Origin of the sequence: Martelella mediterranea (genome assembly GCF_004342225.1) — a bacterium.
GTDB lineage: Bacteria > Pseudomonadota > Alphaproteobacteria > Rhizobiales > Rhizobiaceae > Martelella > Martelella mediterranea_B.
In genome coordinates this window covers 15,734-34,750 of sequence record NZ_SMAR01000009.1, presented here as the reverse complement: position 1 = coordinate 34,750, position 19,017 = coordinate 15,734, and the positions used below count along the sequence as shown (strand labels likewise).

Annotated in this window: 17 protein-coding genes; 12 read left to right on the top strand and 5 right to left on the bottom strand. The window is 53.8% G+C overall.

Translation table 11 applies throughout. The features are described from left to right. The first annotated feature begins 21 nt into the window (after positions 1-21). The gene (locus EDC90_RS08020) at positions 22-327 is read left to right on the top strand and encodes a BON domain-containing protein (protein WP_132310321.1); all 306 of its coding nucleotides are present in this window, start codon (positions 22-24) and stop codon (positions 325-327) included. Positions 328-335: 8 nt separating this feature from the next. Here EDC90_RS08020 and EDC90_RS08015 read toward each other — a convergent pair whose 3' ends face one another. Both EDC90_RS08015 and EDC90_RS08010 read right to left on the bottom strand, forming a co-directional pair. Next, positions 336-1,052, bottom strand: a complete 717-nt coding sequence (locus tag EDC90_RS08015) for a ribonuclease T2 family protein (RefSeq protein ID WP_132310319.1) — start codon at positions 1,050-1,052, stop codon at positions 336-338. A gap of 206 nt (positions 1,053-1,258) precedes the next feature. Further along, complete coding sequence (locus EDC90_RS08010; protein WP_132310317.1) at positions 1,259-1,597, bottom strand: TIGR01244 family sulfur transferase; 339 nt, start codon at positions 1,595-1,597, stop codon at positions 1,259-1,261. Between the two features lie 237 nt (positions 1,598-1,834). Between EDC90_RS08010 and EDC90_RS08005 the strand changes: the two genes are divergently transcribed. From EDC90_RS08005 to EDC90_RS07980, 7 genes are all read left to right on the top strand, one after another. After that, a complete protein-coding gene (locus EDC90_RS08005; RefSeq protein WP_245510985.1) occupies positions 1,835-3,145 on the top strand; it encodes a L,D-transpeptidase family protein in 1,311 nt (436 codons plus the stop codon). Positions 3,146-3,316: 171 nt separating this feature from the next. Further along, on the top strand, positions 3,317-4,756 hold the full coding sequence (locus EDC90_RS08000) for a cryptochrome/photolyase family protein (protein ID WP_132310315.1): 1,440 nt from the start codon (positions 3,317-3,319) through the stop codon (positions 4,754-4,756). 100 nt (positions 4,757-4,856) lie between these two features. After that, positions 4,857-5,888: a cysteine synthase A gene (locus EDC90_RS07995; RefSeq protein WP_132310313.1), complete on the top strand. Its 1,032-nt coding sequence runs from the start codon at positions 4,857-4,859 to the stop codon at positions 5,886-5,888. 143 nt (positions 5,889-6,031) lie between these two features. After that, a complete protein-coding gene (gene sseA / locus EDC90_RS21065; protein ID WP_207903875.1) occupies positions 6,032-6,886 on the top strand; it encodes a 3-mercaptopyruvate sulfurtransferase in 855 nt (284 codons plus the stop codon). A gap of 3 nt (positions 6,887-6,889) precedes the next feature. Then, a complete protein-coding gene (locus tag EDC90_RS21060) occupies positions 6,890-7,459 on the top strand; it encodes a GNAT family N-acetyltransferase (protein WP_207903874.1) in 570 nt (189 codons plus the stop codon). Between the two features lie 126 nt (positions 7,460-7,585). Beyond that, a complete protein-coding gene (locus tag EDC90_RS07985; protein WP_132310311.1) occupies positions 7,586-8,413 on the top strand; it encodes a putative nucleotide-diphospho-sugar transferase in 828 nt (275 codons plus the stop codon). 168 nt (positions 8,414-8,581) lie between these two features. Beyond that, positions 8,582-9,043 (top strand): Lrp/AsnC family transcriptional regulator, encoded by a 462-nt coding sequence (locus EDC90_RS07980; RefSeq protein ID WP_132310309.1) that lies wholly within the window; start codon positions 8,582-8,584, stop codon positions 9,041-9,043. Positions 9,044-9,061: 18 nt separating this feature from the next. On the opposite strand, the gene EDC90_RS07975 is transcribed toward EDC90_RS07980, so the two are convergent. Continuing rightward, a complete protein-coding gene (locus EDC90_RS07975) occupies positions 9,062-9,649 on the bottom strand; it encodes a GNAT family N-acetyltransferase (protein WP_132310307.1) in 588 nt (195 codons plus the stop codon). Positions 9,650-9,852: 203 nt separating this feature from the next. On the opposite strand from EDC90_RS07975, the gene EDC90_RS07970 reads away from it, so the two are divergent. The 4 genes from EDC90_RS07970 to hpxO all read left to right on the top strand — a co-directional run bounded on the left by EDC90_RS07970 (position 9,853) and on the right by hpxO (position 14,654). Next, the gene (locus EDC90_RS07970) at positions 9,853-11,841 is read left to right on the top strand and encodes a bifunctional 2',3'-cyclic-nucleotide 2'-phosphodiesterase/3'-nucleotidase (RefSeq protein WP_132310305.1); all 1,989 of its coding nucleotides are present in this window, start codon (positions 9,853-9,855) and stop codon (positions 11,839-11,841) included. A 283-nt stretch (positions 11,842-12,124) separates the two neighbouring features. After that, positions 12,125-12,628, top strand: coding sequence for a hypothetical protein (locus EDC90_RS07965; RefSeq protein WP_132310303.1), 504 nt, complete (start codon positions 12,125-12,127; stop codon positions 12,626-12,628). A 116-nt stretch (positions 12,629-12,744) separates the two neighbouring features. Further along, positions 12,745-13,017, top strand: coding sequence for a helix-turn-helix domain-containing protein (locus tag EDC90_RS07960; protein WP_132310301.1), 273 nt, complete (start codon positions 12,745-12,747; stop codon positions 13,015-13,017). Positions 13,018-13,493: 476 nt separating this feature from the next. Then, the gene (hpxO, locus tag EDC90_RS07955; protein ID WP_132310299.1) at positions 13,494-14,654 is read left to right on the top strand and encodes an FAD-dependent urate hydroxylase HpxO; all 1,161 of its coding nucleotides are present in this window, start codon (positions 13,494-13,496) and stop codon (positions 14,652-14,654) included. Between the two features lie 58 nt (positions 14,655-14,712). On the opposite strand, the gene EDC90_RS07950 is transcribed toward hpxO, so the two are convergent. Both EDC90_RS07950 and cckA read right to left on the bottom strand, forming a co-directional pair. Beyond that, entirely contained in the window at positions 14,713-16,164 is a 1,452-nt protein-coding gene (locus EDC90_RS07950; protein ID WP_132310474.1) for a sensor domain-containing diguanylate cyclase, read from the bottom strand. 236 nt (positions 16,165-16,400) lie between these two features. After that, complete coding sequence (gene cckA / locus EDC90_RS07945) at positions 16,401-19,013, bottom strand: cell cycle histidine kinase CckA (protein ID WP_132310297.1); 2,613 nt, start codon at positions 19,011-19,013, stop codon at positions 16,401-16,403. Positions 19,014-19,017 lie beyond the last annotated feature (4 nt).

Sequence of the window (19,017 nt, the reverse complement as noted above, 5' to 3'; positions counted from 1 at the left end):
AACACTGCAAGGGAGGCAACTATGCTCCACAAACGCGCAGAGTTTTTTGGTGAGCAGGTCAGCGAAACTGAGAAATGGCCCAGTTCGGCTGAAACAGAGGAGCGTCTGGCTGCAGAGCTGGCCGCTGTCGGCAATATCGATGCCACAGAGGTCGAGGTCGCCGTTACAGGCAGCGAGGCCAGGCTGATGGGCGAAGTGGCGCTTTCGGAAGAAATTGAAACCGCCACTCGTATCGCCTTATCAGTTGAGGGCATTGAAAAGGTCAGGAATGCCCTGAAGGTCAAGGACACTCAAGTTGATCTGCAGGCCCAAAGCCGTTCACTCTGATCACGAACCTATTGAAGTCCGGCGGCATCAACGATGCCACCGTCACACCCGATTGATGTGCTTCCGGCACCCTGTATCAGATCCTCCAGCGATGTGCCGGGAGCATACTGTTTCGAAAGACCTATGGTGATCTCATCAATCAGCACGCGATTACCGTCAGACACACAGCTGACTTTCACCCGCCGTCCGGCATTGCGCCCGAACGCTGAATCGAATGCTTTGACAATTTCATCGGACGAAAGCTGTTTCCCGATATGCGACTTGAAAAGCTCGGCAACGACGGAACCGTTCAACTGGTTCAGCAGTTCTGTAGCAGTCTGGTAGTAGTTTTCAGGTGTAAAGCGCGTGCAGGTGCCATGCTTGACCCATTCATGTCTTTGCAGATTAGACTGAACGCCGGGCATGACCTTCTTTAGCTCGGCTTCAAGATCAGATGACAACGAAAGGGCCGGAAGCTTTGACCATGCCCCGCTTTCATCTGTTGCACGCTCGGCATCCGAAACACCGCAATATTCGTCATTCATTGGCCAAAGCCCATGCAATGAAAAATGGCTGGCATCATAGCGGGCCGATGTCTGGGATTTGCACTCGGCGCGATCTGAATGCCCTTCGCAAAAAGCAGGCTGCCAGCTGACCGCCAGAAGCGCATCCGTTTTCGCGGCAAGTGCGGGCGAAGCCGCCGATAGTCCCACGATACCGATCAGCGCCGCAACCAATTGTCTCATGACATTCTCCCATCTGATAAATAATGAAATGATCGGCACTGACCCGGGTCACCGAACTTTCAAGAACGCCTCATAGGCACACATTATTGTATTTTATTGTTTATTTTCAAACAGATAAAAACAAAATATCACGTTCATGATAAACACCACCTCAGTGTCTCACCTAAAACATGATATTTCATATCCATGCCTCTGTTTTTATATGATTAAATACGCGCTCTTTCTGCTGCCTGGTAGATCACGGTCGAACGCTGCCCGGACCGGCAATATCCTAAAACCGGCTTCTCCAGATCATCCAGCGCATCGACCATTCCGGTGACAGCATCGGGGGTGAGGCCCATGCCGCCCACAGGCACATGCGCGACATAAAGCCCGGCATCACGAGCGGCTGCAGCGATTTCCTCAAACGCGGGCTGCCCGTCTTCCTCACCATCAGGACGATGGCAGACAATTGATTTGAAACCAGCTTCCTTGATTGCCGGAATGTCTTCCACGGTGATCTGGCCGCTTACGGCATAAAAATCATCGATCTGACGGATATTCATAGTCACTCACCTCGTTGTCATATGAGCGGAAGTTAAGTCAACATGCGCTGAATGCAAGCGGCAGTGCAACCGCGTCAGAATGATAAATGGCTATTCGGCAAGGCCAGCCGCAATAAAACCATGATTTCAAACACTCTCATTTCTGGCGTTCACGCCGCATTCAGCAGGATCAACGCACAACAGATCAGCAATATGGCAGAGATGAAGAAACTCAAAAACACAAGAATGAAATCAGTTATGATCAGGATCTATACCTTGCCTGTTATCTTGCTGATCGCGATGACAGCCGTTCCTGCAAAGCTGATGGCGCACGAACCTTTATTTAAACACGGCGTTCAGGTTTTTCTGGTCCGCCCGGATGGGTCCCTGCTCGACTATATTCCCGAATATGGCAGCGTCACGCTGGGTGAGGATAATGCAGGCCGTCCAACGCTGCTCGACCATCAGGGACGGTTGGTGGCGACAGAAATGACGGCACGCGAGCTTGAAACCTACCGTTCCCGCGTTGACAACAATGCTTCGCGAAGCGCCCGCGAACCCGGTGGCTGGTCGAACCGCGGAGCGCCAGATCGTGCTCCGGCCCGGCCTTCCCGCCCACAGAGCCCCGATCAGATATTGCGACCGCCCTTTTCCGCCACGCCTGAGCCAGAACAAGACTACAATCAGCGCCCGGCCCCTCAGCGACCAAGTACGGCCTCTATTTTTGATATGAACGTCGTCGCTTTGCAGGTCTATCTGGACAGAGCCGGCTTTTCCCCCGGCGTCATCGACGGGCACATGGGCGATAATGTGCAGAAAGCTCTGACCGCCTATCATGAGGCAACCGGCGAAACGCTGGATGCCGACAAGGATCGTGAAAAGATACTGGCCAGCCTCTCTGTCAATGGCGGTCTGCCGGTCACGACTTACCGGATCACGGACGAGGATGCAGCCGGACCATATCTTGCCAGCATTCCTTCAGATTACAGCGAGAAGGCCAGGCTGGAGCACCTCTCCTACACATCGGTAAACGAGATGCTTGCCGAAAAATTCCACATGGATGAGCGGTTGCTGAAACGCCTGAATCCTGAAGCAGATTTCACTCGCCCCGGAACCACGATCAAGGTGATCGCCCCGGGAGCGCCGAAAAGAGCAAAAGTCAGCCGTATTATTGCGGACAAAACGCTGAAACAGGTTCGCGCATACGATGAGAGCGGGCAGCTTGTTGCCGCCTATCCAGCAACAATCGGCTCATCTGACACACCTTCGCCTTCAGGCACAGTCACGATTGAGCGGATCGCAATCGATCCGAACTACACCTATAACCCAAAGAAAAACTTTCAGCAGGGAAACAACAATCAGGTACTGACCATTAATCCGGGGCCCAATGGTCCTGTTGGCAATGTCTGGATTGCGCTTTCCAAGCCCAGTTATGGCATTCATGGCACACCTGAGCCTTCCAAAATTGGCAAGACCTCCAGCCACGGCTGCGTGCGGTTGACCAATTGGGATGCCCAGGAACTGGCCGGTATGGTTTCCAAGGGCGTCACCGTGGTCTTTACGCCCTGAGACTGGACGGTCTCAGGGCTCGTCACCGCGTACTCAACGCGGCGCGGGGATTTTCGCGCTCAAAGTCTTCTCGACACCATAATGAACACACCTGAAAAACGGGACTGGCTATCCTGTAGCGCCGCCCTAATTCAGATCAGCAGAACTTCAACGACGAGGACGCCCTTAAAAATGAACACCAGCACGCGCTCAAAGCCCGCCATCTACTGGCTGCGTAAAGACCTGAGGATTGCCGACAACCGGGCCCTTTCGGCAGCGAGTGAAAATGGCCGGGCGGTTGTCCCCGTTTATATCCGCGAGGACGATGGAAACGGCCCGCTTGGCGGTGCTCAGGAATGGTGGCTTGAGCAGTCTTTGAAGCAGCTTATGGCGCGCTTCGAAAAGCTGGGCAGCAGAATTATACTGAAAAGCGGAGATCCTCTGCAAATCCTGAAAACAATAGCCGAAGAGACGGGCGCGGAAGCTGTTTTCTGGAACAGGCGCTACGACCCAAAAGGGATCGAAACCGATAAAAAAGTCAAAGCGGCACTGCGCGATGAAGGTTTTAAGGTTGAGAGCTTTGCAGGCCAGATTCTCCATGAGCCATCGCACTTCAAAACCAAAACAGGCGGCCCCTACAAAGTCTATACGCCTTTCTGGAAAGCGTTTTCTGCCGAAGCTCATGTTCCGGCACCGCTCGACCCGCCAGAAAAACTCAATTCGCCATCCCGCCAGCCTGAAAGCGAGACGCTCGAAGACTTCCGCCTCTACACTGGCAAACCGGACTGGGCAGCAGGTTTTCGCGAACTTTGGACGCCCGGAGAAAACGGCGCACAAGAGCGCCTGCAACACTTTATCGATGAGATCGCCAACCGCTATGCCGGTGAACGTGATCACCCCTCTGTCGACGCGACCTCACTGATGTCGCCGTTTCTGGCGCTCGGGGAAATTTCACCGGCAACAATCTGGCACGCCGTCAGCGAGGCAAAAAACATCGACGACACAAACAGGAAGAAATTTCTTCAGGAGCTGGTCTGGCGCGACTTTTCCTATCACCTGCTTTTTCATGCGCCCGATCTGGCCACCAAAAACTGGAATGGCCGTTTCGATGATTTTGAATGGTCGACTGATGAAGATGCCTATCGCGCTTGGACAAAAGGGCAAACAGGGTATCCGATTGTTGATGCCGGGATGCGGCAGCTCTGGCGCGATGGCTGGATGCACAACCGCGTGCGCATGATTGCAGCATCTTTTTTGATCAAGGATCTGATGATCGACTGGCGCCGTGGCGAAGAGTGGTTCCGCGACACACTGGTGGATGCGGACCCTGCCTCAAATGCGGCGAGTTGGCAGTGGGTTGCAGGATGTGGCGCTGATGCAGCACCGTTTTTCCGCATTTTCAACCCGATGCTGCAGGGCAGCAAGTTCGATCCTGATGGTGACTATGTGCGTCGCTACATACCGGAACTCGCCCGACTTCCGGCAAAGCATATTCATGCGCCCTTTGAAGCACCCCACGCAGTGTTGAAGGAAGCAGGTGTCGAACTTGGCAAGACCTACCCTCGCCCTCTCGTTGATCACAAACAGGCACGCAACAGGGCACTTCAGGCTTTTGAGGCGATAAAGGGCTGAAATCAGATTGCGCAAAACGAGAACCTTGTGCAAAACCATTCCTTGTTTAAGACCGGCAGCGGCGGCAAAAAGGCTTTCAAAACAGAAGGAATTGCGGGATATGACCACCCAGAATTCAGTGATCGACCTGATCGGCAACACGCCGCTTATCAAGCTGAAAGCCGCCTCTGAGGCCACCGGCTGCACCATCCTCGGAAAGGCCGAGTTTCTAAATCCGGGACAATCAGTCAAGGACAGAGCCGCTCTTTACATTATCCGGGATGCTGAAAAGCGCGGCCTGCTTGCCCCCGGCGGCACCATTGTTGAAGGCACCGCAGGCAATACCGGTATCGGCCTGACCATGGTTGCCAATGCTCTGGACTACAAAACCGTGATCGTCATTCCTGAAACGCAGTCTCAGGAGAAAAAGGATGCTCTGAGACTTTTGGGTACAGAGCTTGTTGAAGTTCCTGCGAAACCCTATCGAGACCCCAACAACTATGTGAAGCTTTCCGGCCGCCTTGCCGAACAACTGGCACACGCCAATCCGAACGGCGCGATATGGGCCAATCAGTTCGATAACGTTGCCAACAGACAGGCACATATCGAAACAACAGCGGAAGAAATCTGGGCTCAAACAAGCGGAACCGTGGATGGTTTTGTCTGCGCAGTTGGCAGCGGCGGAACACTGGCTGGCACGGCAGCAGGACTGAAGGCGAAAAACAAAGCAATCAAGACCGGTATTGCCGATCCTGAAGGTGCCGCACTTTACTCTTTTTATACAGACGGTGAACTTAAAAGCGAAGGCAACTCAATCACCGAAGGAATTGGACAGGGGCGGATTACTGCCAATCTGGAAGATTTCAAACCGGACATGGCCTTCCGGATTCCCGATACAGAAGCGTTGCCTCTGATCTTTGATCTCGTGACCAGGGAGGGCTTGTGCCTTGGCGGTTCATCGGGCATCAATATAGCCGGTGCGATCCGCATGGCGCGCGCGCTCGGTCCCGGCCACACAATCGTGACCATCCTGTGTGATTACGGGAACCGTTACCAGTCCAAGCTGTTTAATCCCCTTTTCCTTGAGGAAAAGGGATTGCCCAGCCCGGACTGGATCACGCGCACCTCAAAGATCGACATTCCGTTTGCGTAAAGGAAGTGATCAGGCGTTCATGTCAGTTCAAGAGTGCAATCTCCTGCCCCGCCCTGCCTTCCAGGCGCATGACCGGCTCACCGGCAAAATCCCGCAAACACAGCATCACTTCTGATGGCTGGTTTTCTTTATCGGAGGCAGACATGAGCGCACGGCTTAGCCCGTTTATTGTATCACCGGACTGGCTGGAGACGCGTCTGGGCGCGTCCGGCCTCTCGATAATCGATGCATCCTGGTACCTGCCTGCACACAATCGCAGCGGAAAAGCAGAATACGCAAAACACCACATCCCTGGTGCGATCTTTTTTGATCAGGATGAAATCGCAGATAAGACCACCGGTCTTCCGCACTCTTTGCCGGCACCGGATTTCTTCGCATCCGAAATGGGAAAACGCGGCATCAGCGAAAAAGATACAATCGTCGTTTATGATGGCCCCGGTTTCTTCTCGGCACCACGCGTCTGGTGGATGCTGCAGATCATGGGCGCGCATGAGGTTTTCGTGCTTGATGGCGGCTTTGATGGCTGGAAAGCCGCTCGTCGGCCCGTCACCTCCAAGACAGTCCAGCCAGAGCCGGCGACGTTCACCCCGGATTTTGACACCAAACGTGTCACGTCATTTCAGGATATGATGCAGATCGTCGAAAGCGGCGAAAAGCAGATTGCGGATGCGCGGGGCGCCGGGCGCTTTGCCGCTGAAGAAGCGGAGCCGCGCCCGGGCATGCGGTCCGGACATATGCCGGGCGCGAAAAATCTGCCCGCGACCGCGTTTTCGGAAAATGGGCATTTCCGCTCACTTGATGAGCTCGATGCCATGTTCAGGGATGCTGGAATTGATTTGTCGGGGCCGGTGGTCACCAGCTGTGGTTCAGGCGTAACCGCTGCAATTATCACACTGGCTCTGGAATCTCTTGGACATAGAGATCACAGCCTTTACGACGGTTCATGGTCGGAATGGGGCAGCCGTACCGATACGCCCGTCGTAACTGGAAAGGCCTGAACGATGAATGACGATCTGATCGCACCGCAGCCGCTCAAGGTTCACATAACAAAGCTGGAAATGACAGCACCGCCGCGTGCGCACATGGCCTCCCCCTCCAGTCTGCACATTGCGCTGATGCGGGTTCCCGAAATTCCGCTGAATTACTATCGCTTTCTCTATCGTCAGGTCGGTTCGCGCTGGCAATGGGTGGATCGCGTGCGCATGAGCGATGACGAGCTGACCAGAACAATTCACAATGAGCGCACGACCATAACAGTGCTTTATGTGGAAGGCGCGCCAGCTGGTTTTTATGAATATCAGCGCCGCGATGACAATGTGACAGAACTGGTTCACTTCGGTCTTTTCGAACGCGCTCTGGGGCTTGGGATCGGCAAATGGTTTCTGCTTCAGGGTCTCTATGCCATCTGGGCGGATGAACCGGAGAAAGTGGTTACGACAACGAACAACCTGGATCACCCGCGCGCGCTGCAACTTTACCAGCGTTTCGGCTTCTCCCCTGTCTCAACCCATGAAAGCAAAATCAATCCGCTAAGCGATGATGAATTGCTGGCCTTTGCCAAGCGTTTCTAAGGCATCGCGTAACGGCTAAAATGAGAATGCCGGTCGCCCCTGTTCGGGGGTATGACTAATCCAGAAGGCGATCGCTGGCGTATCATGCGTCAGACCTTAAGCCTAACCAGACAGGATGATCTTCTCATGACCGGCAGCGCAAAAAAGGCGGATACAGACGGAGTGATTTATGTCGCCACCGGACCGGAATATCGCGCGCTGGCCGCCCAATCAGCGCGCACCCTCAAGGCACACAACCCTCACCTGCCGGTAGACCTTTTCACTGATGACACCGCTGCGGAGGGGATCGGACTATTTGATGCGGTATGGCCTGTTCCTCTCGTCCACGACCGTGCGAAGCTCGAATGTATTGCCCTGTCGCGGTTTGATCGCACGCTTTACCTCGATTGCGATACGCTGATACTCAAGCCGCTCGGCGACTTTTTCGACATTGCGGAGCGTTTTGACCTGGCACTGGCACATGATGTGCGGCGGAAGTCCTCGCTCGTGCGCGAAGGTTTTGCCGAAGTCACGCCTTACGCCTTCCCGCAGCTTAACTCCGGCGTGATGCTTTACCGGAAAACAGAAGCGATGCTCTCCTTTTTTGAAGCGTGGCGTTCGCAGTTTCATGCCCATCCGGAAATCAAAAGAGACCAGGTTTTCCTGAAAGATCTTCTCTGGTCTTCCGATCTGAGATTTTATGTTCTTCCGCCAGAATTTAACCTGCGCCGGGTGACAATGCTCGATGCATGGGAGCCTCTTGACGCCCGTGCGACGATTATTCATTCGCATCGACTGCTTGATCACCTCCGGATTAAAGGTGGCGCCCGCATCTGTGACGCAGAAACAATTCTTCGGCTGGAACGTGAAGCTTTGCGCGATGAATGGCAGCAGGTTCAGCACTCTGAGACAAACGCTTCCGACGCTTTTGGCGATATTGGCCTTCGGGCATTGCGCGAAGACCATCTTGAGTGACGGTCATTGACTATTCGCGCCGAAAAAGCAGACCTATAGCACCAGCGTCGGCAATGCGATTTCAACACTGTGATCGCACGCAACAATGCGCCGCGAATGCGCTTGAAATTTCATACCCGTCGTATATTTTTCGAATTAACAAGGCAATAATCGAAGGGTATTCGAACCATGGAACTGGACGATATTGATCATGCGATCCTGAAAGCCCTGCAGGCCAACGGCCGCATAACCAATGCCGACCTGGCTGAAAGCGTCGGCCTTTCGCCATCTGCCTGTTCTCGAAGGCTCGACATTCTTGAAAAAAGCGGTGTCATCGAAGGCTATACGGCGAAGATTTCTCCAGAAGCACTTGGCTATAAAATGGTAGCGCTGGTTCATATTTCTCTGAGCGGCCAGTTTGCACGCACGCTCGCCGAATTTGAAGAAGCCGTCAAACGCTGCCCGAACATTATCGTCTGCTACATGGTTTCCGGTCAGTATGATTACATACTGCGCGTCGCGGCCAAAGATCTGCAGGACTATGAGCGCATCCACCGCGACTGGCTTTCTGCACTTCCGCATGTGGTGCAGATCAACTCCTCTTTCGCGTTGCGCCCGATTATCGAGCGCATCAATGTTGGTATCGAGTGATGATGAACGCGGCCAGCTTCAGCGTGTCGTCTTTTTCACCATGAGCAGCCAGTTTTCGCCCTCTGACTGCCAGTCCGGCTCCCTGATGAGCGCTCGCCGGTCGATCTCTTCAAAGCCCAGCCGACGGTAAAGGCGCAAGGCGGCAATATTGGCATCGGAGGTCACCAGACTAAGGTCCAGCCCTCCAGCCTGACGCTCTGCTCTTTCCAGCAGAAGCGATCCCAGTCCGCGACCACGATACTCTGCATAGGCAGCCAGAACATCGACATAATAGGTTCCCATAGCCACGGTTTTCAGCGCCTGAAACGGCTGAAACACCACTGGCTTTTCAGATTCCCTGCGCGGATCATGCGCATCATCAAGCGGATAACCAATCATAACCGCTGCCACATCTGTACCGAGCGAGGCGATTACCGCATTCCCCCAAAACAGTGGATCCTGTTCGTCACAAACGCACTGTCGCCCGACAGCCCACGGATCCTGCCCCTCACCTGCAAGCCGGCTCCAATACCACAGTGTCAGACCATGTTCGGCGATATTGACGAGACGCACCATATCGGATGCATCATCCTCTCTGGCATTGCGTATGGTGAAGCTGCTGATCATGTACTCTCCCGGTGTTTCTGGCGTCACAAACAGCCTGAATTGCAACCTGACTATAATCAGAGCGCGTATTCCGGCTTCACAACACTGCTATATTGTGGCTAAACCTTCTACAATGGTTGTCAACCGCCTGTCATATCAATGGCGCAAACCACATCGTGAAACGTCCCAAAACATTGGGCGCAGCCATAAGCCTGGAGCCGATCATGTCTTCATTCATTGACCTTCATTCTCTTTCCCGACGCCACTTTCTCAAAGGCCTAGCCGCCACATCTTCGATGATTGTCCTACATCCCTTTGCTGCCAATGCAGCTCCTAATCAGGCTCATCTGCGCCTTATGGAAACCACCGACATTCATGTGAATGTGCTGCCTTATGACTACTACGCAGACAAGCCCAACGACACGATGGGTCTTGCCCGTACGGCCTCGATCATCGACGCCATTCGTGCGGAATCGACCAATGCGATGCTGATCGACAACGGAGACTTTTTGCAGGGCAACCCGATGGGCGACTATATCGCCTATGAGCGCGGCATGAATGAAGGAGACATTCATCCCGTCATCAAGGCCATGAATGTTCTGGGCTACGATGTCGGCACGCTGGGTAATCACGAATTCAACTATGGCCTCGACTTCATGTTCAAGGTCGTGGGCGGGGCGAACTTTCCTTATGTCTGCGCCAACCTGACGAAGGGCCAGCTTGCCAGCGATCCGCGCAATGATGACCTGTTCTTCAAACCATACATGATCAAAGAAAAGATCATCACAGATGGGGCAGGCAACAAGAGCCCGGTCAAAGTTGGGTTCATCGGCTTTATACCGCCACAGGTCATGATCTGGGACGAGAAAAACCTCTCAGGCAAAGCCAATACGCGCGACATCGTTGAAGCTGCGGAAGCCTGGGTTCCGGTGATGAAGGAAGAAGGCGCAGACGTCATTGTCGCGCTCTCACACTCCGGCATTGACGGTACAGGCCCGTCCGAGCTGATGGAAAATGCTTCACTTTATCTCGCTGGCGTTAACGGTATCGATGCTGTCTTCACCGGCCATCAGCACCTTGTCTTCCCCGGCCCCACCGACTTCAAAGGCATCAATGGCGTCGATCCGGAAAAAGGCACGCTGCAGGGGAAACCTGCAGCCATGGCCGGTTTCTGGGGCTCGCATATGGGGCTTATCGACCTGCTTCTGGAAAAGGATGGCAACAGCTGGAAGATCGTCGACTTCACGACAGAAGCCCGTCCGATTTACCATCGCGATGAAGATCGCAAAGTCATCCCGGATGTAAAATCGGATGACGCTGTGACAAAAGCGGTCAACGCCGATCACGAAGCAACGCTGACCTATGTTCGCACACCTGTCGGCAAAACCTCCGCTCCGCTTCAGTCCTTCTTTGCGCTGGTGGCGGATGATCCATCGGTCCAGATCGTCTCAAAGGCCCAGACCTGGTACACAAAGGAAATGCTGAAAGACAGCGAATACAAGGATTTCCCTGTCCTTTCCGCAGCAGCACCGTTCAAGGCCGGTGGCCGTGGCGGCCCGGAATACTACACCGAAGTACCGGCAGGCGATATCGCGATCAAGAACGTCGCCGACCTCTACCTCTACCCCAATACAGCCCGTGCCGTTGCTATCAACGGCGCGCAGGTTCGCGAATGGCTGGAGATGTCAGCCGGTATGTTCAATCAGGTCAAGCCCGGCGCCACTGATGCGCCACTGCTGAACCCTGATTTCCCGTCCTATAATTTCGATGTGATTGATGGTGTAACCTACAAGGTCGACCTGTCGAAGCCGGCACGTTATGCCAAGGACGGCTCGCTCGCGAACCCGGACTCGCACCGCATCGTTGACCTGGCGTTTGACGGCAAGCCCATTGACCAGGAACAGATGTTTGTGGTCGCCACCAACAACTACCGTGCCGGTGGTGGCGGAAATTTCCCCGATATCGATGGTGATGTCGTGGTCTTTGTCGGCCCTGACACAAATCGCGACGTCATCGTTCGCTATATTGTTGATCAGGGCACCATCAACCCGTCTGCCGATTTTAACTGGTCTTTCAAGCCTATGCCGGGAACAACAGCCGTGTTCGAAACCGGGCCGCGCGCAAAGAACTATATTCAGGATGTTAAGGCCGCAAAAATCGAAACAGCCGGTGACGGTGAAAACGGTTTCGCGCTCTATCGCATCATGCTTTAATCAGCCGGTGAACTGATATTTGATCTGCAGGGAGGGTGGCCATTCGGCCGCCCTTTCTTTTTCCGACCGTGACTGAGTGAAGCCAGAAGCTCCAGAGCTTTCGCAAGGAGCATGCAAAGCAGCTGTGAATGCAGGGCACCCGCATCTACCTCTCAATGCAAACGATCTTTTTTTATTATTTTATTATAATTTCTTATTGTTTTACGATAATTTTGTCGAAACATAAGAGGTTTACATGCCTAACTTTCACACTCAGAAAAAACTATACAAACTCTGCGGTATCATGATTCAGGCAACGCGCGCTTTTCAGGTTCTGCTGGTTGTCATCTTCATGGTGCTTTTGTGGCTCGCGATTACAAACAATGCCGGCTATGCCGATTTCCTCAAAATGTCCAATGATCTGGAGAAGGTTACACTCACACCAATAACCACCGTATTACTCTTGGTCCTTCTTGGCTGTTTCTTCGGGTTGATCATCACCGGCCTTAAAACAGTTACAGACCTGTTTGAAAAGCTGAGAAGCGCAACACCGCTTTCCTTTGAAACAGCGATTCTTCTCAGACGGACAGGCATCTTCGCACTTTCTGTATGGGTGGCAGAACAAATTTACGGTGGCCTCTGCGCACCGCTCGCCACAGCGGGGAACCCTCCAACCGAACGCATCTTCCAGATCGGTTTCGGGATCAATGATGCTCTATTGCTTTTAATGGCTGGCTTTCTGTTCACCATGGGGCACGTGATGGTTCTCGCGAGCCGGGTAAACGATGAGTACGCCCGCATTATCTGACGCCCTCGAAACCGTACCCGCAGCGCCGGAAGCTGCAGCAATGCACACTGCAAAGGTTTGGTTCGTGGTACACCACATGAGGAACTCTGAAAAATATGGCAAGATTGTTAGAGAATATGGCTATCATCGTGAATCTCGACGTAATGCTCGCCCATCGCAAGATGAAGGCGAAAACCCTGGCCGAGCAAGTCGGAATCACGGAACAGAACATCTCTCTCCTGAAATCTGGAAAGGTGAAGGGCGTCCGCTTTGATACTCTTGAGAAAATTTGCGCAGCCCTCGATTGTCAGCCCGGCGATCTTCTGGAATATCGCTCAGAAGCGCACCAGAGCCCCGCAAATGACCTGACAGATGGATACGCAGAAAAAGATCAATCTGTGACAGACTGAGTGCTTCGCACTTAGCCGCGTTCAGATAAAAAGCCGAGACGAATTGCGGGACCGGATTGCCAGAGCGCTATCCGGTCTCGTTCATTTCCTGCCGTCAGACACTTCTGCCATACCGCGTTTACCCCACAGAGGCATCAGCGGCAATTGCAGAAGCGGCCAGTCAGCTATACAACCATACATAAGCCCACTTTCCATATTGCAGCGCATTTAAAATCAAGCCATCATCATGAAAAAAGCCATCCAAAAGCATGCCTTAAAGCCTATATTCCTATTTTTGCATTTGCGAAAGCATTGACGAAACCTAATCCCGGTGACAGGAATAATGACGGCAGACACAACCGGACAGAAGTATGTTGTGTCACTTCATCTCGGAAAGCGGAAAGGACCGTCAGCCCGCCTGTTGCGGTGCATGACGGACCGTCTCCAAAAAAGCAAACAGAAGCTGCGCTTCACCATAAAAATGGGGAACAGAAAGAATGAAAGCAATTGTCATTGGCGCCGGAATGGGCGGACTATGTGCAGCCATCGGCTTGAAACGGATTGGCTTCAGCGTGGAAGTCTACGAAAAGGTTCGGGAGATCCGTCCCGTCGGCGCTGCACTTTCGCTGTGGTCCAATGGTGTGAAATGCCTGAATTTTCTTGGCCTTGAAAAGGAAGTGGCTGCGCTTGGCGGCGCGATGGACAAAATGGCCTATCATGATGGCCTGACCGGCGACGAGATGACCGGCTTCAGCCTCGATCCGCTTTATCGCGATGTTGGCCAGCGCGCTTATCCTGTGGCGCGGGCCGAACTTCAGTCCATGCTGATGAACACGCTCGATAAAAGTGAAGTGCATCTGGGCACGGAGCTGATTTCTATCGAGCAGGACGAAGAAAGTGTAACTGCGCGTTTCGTCGATGGTTCATCGGCCACTGGCGACCTCCTGATTGGTGCGGACGGTGCGCATTCAGTCGTGAGGCCTTATGTGCTGGGGAAATCCGTCAAGCGCAGATACGCCGGATATGTCAACTGGAATGGCTTGATCGAAATTGATGACAGTCTCGCACCTTCGAACCAGTGGACCACTTTTGTTGCTGAAGGCAAGCGCGTATCGCTGATGCCGGTTGCCGGAAACCGTTTCTACTTCTTCTTTGATGTTCCGCTTCCCGCCGGAATGCCCAATGATCGCGCGACCTATAAAAGTGAGCTTAAAGAGCACTTTTCCGGCTGGGCCGAACCCGTTCAGGCACTGATTGAACGGCTTGATCCGGCCCGGACGAACCGCGTCGAGATTTTCGACATTGATCCGTTTAAGCAATGGTCCCGTGGTCGCGTGGCACTTCTCGGCGATTCCGCACATAACACAGCGCCGGATATCGGTCAGGGCGGTTGCTCGGCCATGGAAGATGCTGTGGCGCTTTCCATCGCGCTCCAGACCAACACCTATGGCATTGAAGACGCTCTCAGGCGCTATCAGAACCGGCGCGCCGGCCGCGCTGGGGAACTGGTCTTGCGCGCCCGCAAACGCTGTGCGGAGACCCATGCGGAAGACCCCGATGCCACGCACAAATGGTATGAGAGCCTGCGGCAGGAGGATGGCAGCCGGATCATGCGCGGGATCCTCTCAAACATCGAGGGCAATCCGCTGGATGCCTGAAGCCGTTCACCAACTCAAAACAGGAGCGGCCCCCGGTCGCTCTTTTCTCCAGACGATGTCAGTTTCCTTCTGCCTTACTGATATCTGAAGGCTGCAGATTGCTGGCAACCATTGAGTAGTATTCGCGCTTTTCATGGTACATCGCCAGATCGGCACGCCGGACAGCAGCTTCGACCGTTTCTCCCTCCTCACAGACTGCGGCCCCCATCGCGACACTGATCGGGATCTGTGAGTAAAACTGATTGTTGACGTGAAGAACCTTTTCGATTTGCTCCATTATCGTTTTGACGGCTTTCGCATCAGCGCCCGGCATCAGTACAGCGAACTCATCGCCGCCGATCCGCGACGCACAATTAGGCAGAGAGACAGACTTCGAGAGCACCTCGCCGATCCGTCTTAAAAGGTTGTCACCAGCTTCATGACCAAGAATATCGTTGGTTTCCTTGAGATTATTAAGGTCGATGATCAGGACACCGACCGGTCGCACTTTCTTGCGTTCAAGCCGGTTTAACTCCTCGACGAAGAAAGCGCGGTTATGCAGCTTGGTCAGAACATCATGCTTGCCCAGATATTCCAGATAGGCTTCGGCTTTCTTTCGTGCCGTAATATCTGTCAGTGACACCTGAACCAGAGACCAGGTATCTTCATATCCGGGGAAAACGGTAAACTGGAGCAGAAGATAACGCTCGCTGCCTTCAAGCGTGTAGTTCATCACTTCGCGCTTGTGAAGCAGCCGGCCTTCCCAAAGATCAATCAGTTGCTCGCGGAAGGGTTCCTGCATCTCATGACGGAAAATCTTGTGCTGGTTCTGCAGCAGTGACTGCCGGTCGGGAGCCTCGAACAAGTCGAGTGTCGCACGGTTCACATCAATCACGCGAATTTCTGTCATGCACTGACGCACGAACTCCGGATGAACATCGGTAAACACACGCAGATCAGAGATACCGCGCTCGCGCAGCTCTTCGAGAAGCTCCTTTATCCGACTGAAATCCTCAACCCAGAGCGAAACAGGTGAATGCTCAAAAAGTCCCTTCGCGTAAAGAGCCTGCTCCGCCTCACGACGTCTTGCTTCTTCGCGCTCGGTCACGTCTTCTGTGGTCACAAGAACTCTGGAAAAGTCCTCCTCATGACCGGGCAAAATCGATCCATGAAGCTGAATATCAAGGCGCCGGCCGCTTAGCGTGTAGTTGACTGCGCAGCTTTTAAAGCTCAGCCCACCTTCATAAAGCTGAACCAGTTCACCCAGATGGCTATCCAGCATGTCATCGCGGAACACTGCGTCAAGATTGGCTTTCAGATGTTCAAGATCGCGTGCCTCATAGAGGGTCAGCGTTTTCTGATTGACCTGGATGACACGGATCGCCTGCGCGCAGGCAGCCACCTGATCGGGATTTTCTCGCAGAAACGCCTCGACATCGACAACGCCTTCCGCACGCCAGCGATCAAAAAAGACTTTGACGTCCGTATAGTCCTCGATCCAAAGCGGAGCGGGTGCCAGATCAAAAAGCATTAAATCAGGTGACGTTTCACTCAAGGAACAACCCCGCTTGAAGACAGATCAAAGAGTTATGCAGTTCAGAGCCTCGCTTCAGACCACCAACAAGGCACCAGACACGAGAAAACCCAGCCTCAGAAGTGCCGTTCAACAGACAACGTAGCAAGCCCTTCATCAAGCCCTTTAGCACAGTTGGGAAGTCCAAAAACAGAGAAAAGCGGAAAACGAGGGCTTTTGCGAACCTGTTTCCGCTACCCCTCCCGGATCATTTCCCAAACAGCGGCAACAAGTTGCTTTAGATTATAGGGCTTTGGCAGGAAGCCGAATTTGGCATCATCTGGCAGGTTCTTGGCGAAAGCGTCGTCAGCATAGCCCGAAACGAAGATAAACTTCAGTTCCGGATAGTCCTTGCGCGCCTCACGCAAGAGGCTGGGTCCATCCATTTCCGGCATGACAACATCCGAAACAACAATATCGACCGCACCACCCAGCTCTTCCAGTATTTTCAGAGCATGGACACCCGTATCGGCTTCATGCACCGTAAATCCGCGCATTTCGAGCATGCGTTTGCCCGAGCGCCGAACGGCATCCTCATCTTCCACAAGGAGCACAACAGCGGACTGGCCGGTGAGATCCATATCCTCTTCGCGTGGGGCCTCACCATCACCTTCATTGGCTTCTGAAAATGCCGCCGCAATCGGCTGACCTTTATGGTCTTTCGGCGCACCGGAATGATCGATCGCCACAGTATCGCGCTGATGACGCGGAAGCAGAATTACGAATTTCGTACCCTTTCCAACCTCTGACACCGGGTGCAGATAACCACCGGACTGCGTGACAATGCCATAGACCATGGCGAGCCCCAGACCGGTTCCCTTGCCGACATCCTTGGTTGTGAAGAAAGGTTCGAAAATCTTGTCGAGCAGATCAGGCGCGATGCCCGTTCCTGTATCGGCAACCTCGACCATGACAAAGTCTTTCTCGGGCACTTCGCGTGCGCCAAGAGCCGCAACTTCCTCAGAGGGAATATTGCGGGTTCTGACCGTTAATGTACCGCCTTCCGGCATCGCATCACGCGCATTCACGCAAAGGTTTGTGATCACCTGACCGAACTGACCAGGGTCCGTTTTGACAGGCCAGAGATCGCGGGCAAACTCGGTCTTCAGTCTCACATCGGAACCACCGATCAGGCGCTCGATCATCATCCGCATTTCCCCGACCACATCTGTGAGGTCGACGACTTCCGGACGCATTGTCTGCTGGCGTGAAAAAGCGAGAAGCTGGCGCACAAGCAGAGAAGCACGGTTGGCGTTGCGCTTGATCTCCACAAGATCTGCAAATTCGGGATCGGAAGCTCTGGACTGCAGAAGAAGATGATCGGCAGACAACAAAATAGCCGTCAGCACATTGTTGAAGTCATGAGCGATGCCGCCGGCCAGCGTGCCCACCGCATTGAGTTTCTGTGTTCGCGCCATCTGCGCTTCAAGCGCTTTCTGGTCCGATATATCAATCGCGTAAACAAGCGCCGCCGTGCCCGTTTCAGAACCGGAAGCAGCATGAAGGAAGAAGCGGAAGTGGCGGCTGTCATCACGGGCATGGCAAGCCTCAAAGGGGGCAATATCCCCCTGCCGGTCCGCAGCAGCTGCAACTGCCTCCTCCATTGCGCCACGATCTGCAGCACTGATGAGCGCATCGATGCGCGCTCCACCACCCAGATCTTCACGTCCGACGAGATCTGCAAACATTGTCAGAAAACGCGCATTTCCCGTCAGAATGCGGCCATCGCGATCGACTGTGGCAATCGCCATCGGCGTGTCATCGAAAAAACGTGCACCAGACGCACCATCGACCTCGGGCGCTTCATCGCTGCGGTGCAAAACCACTGAGCGACTTTCGGTAACAACCCCTTCGCGGTCCGCAGACACATCATGGAGCAGACGGACAGGAATATGCCGGCCGGAAGTCAATCTAAGCGATACGTCAAGGCTCTCGCTCTTTCGCTGTCCCGGCTCCGGGCGCACCGTATCCATCAGCGGTTTACCGTCACCGGGCACCAGATCATCCAGCGAAAGTTCCGAAGGAACAAATGTCGCAAGATCGAGTTCAAGCCATGAAGCCAGCGTTGCATTGACATACTGAATGCGCCCCGCCCCATCAGCCGTCATGAAGCCGACAGGTGCGTGATCCAGATAATCAATCGCCTTCTGCAATTCCTTGAAATACCGTTCCTGTTCCTGACGTTCTTCGGTGATGTCGCGAATTTGCCAGATATGAAAATTTCGGTTTCTCGCCGTGCGGTCTTTCACCGGAAAATACCGCGCATGCAGACGATACCAGCGGGCATCGGCCTCGGCCTTACCGGAAAGACCACTGGACAGGCGAAATTCCTCCTGCCCGTCAATGCCGCTGCGAACCGAATGGCTAAGGCGGTAAACCGCTTCCGAACTTTCCGGATCTTCAGAAAGCAGGGCATTCAGCTCAGGAACAGATTGCCCACGGCGTGTGCCGGTAATGCGCCCGTATGAGGCATTTGCATAAACCATGCGGTCCCGGTGGTCGGTCAGCACAACAGCATCGGGATACTGATCAAGAAAAGCCCGGGCGATAATGTCCTGCCGGTCAGAGGGAAACAACCGCACAAGGCCGAGAATCAGCGACACGACAAAGAAAATTCCAAGCACGGCAAACACGCCCAGGAGAGCCAGTATCACATCATCTCGCAAGAAGCTGTGGTACTGATATGCCGTGACTGCGAGGATAACCAGAATGACAAGCAGCAGCACAACACGGGCTGCAAGTCCCGAACGGGCGCCACGTCTGATGACAGGCTGAAAATCCGTCTGATAGTCTTCGCCTGATTTCATGATA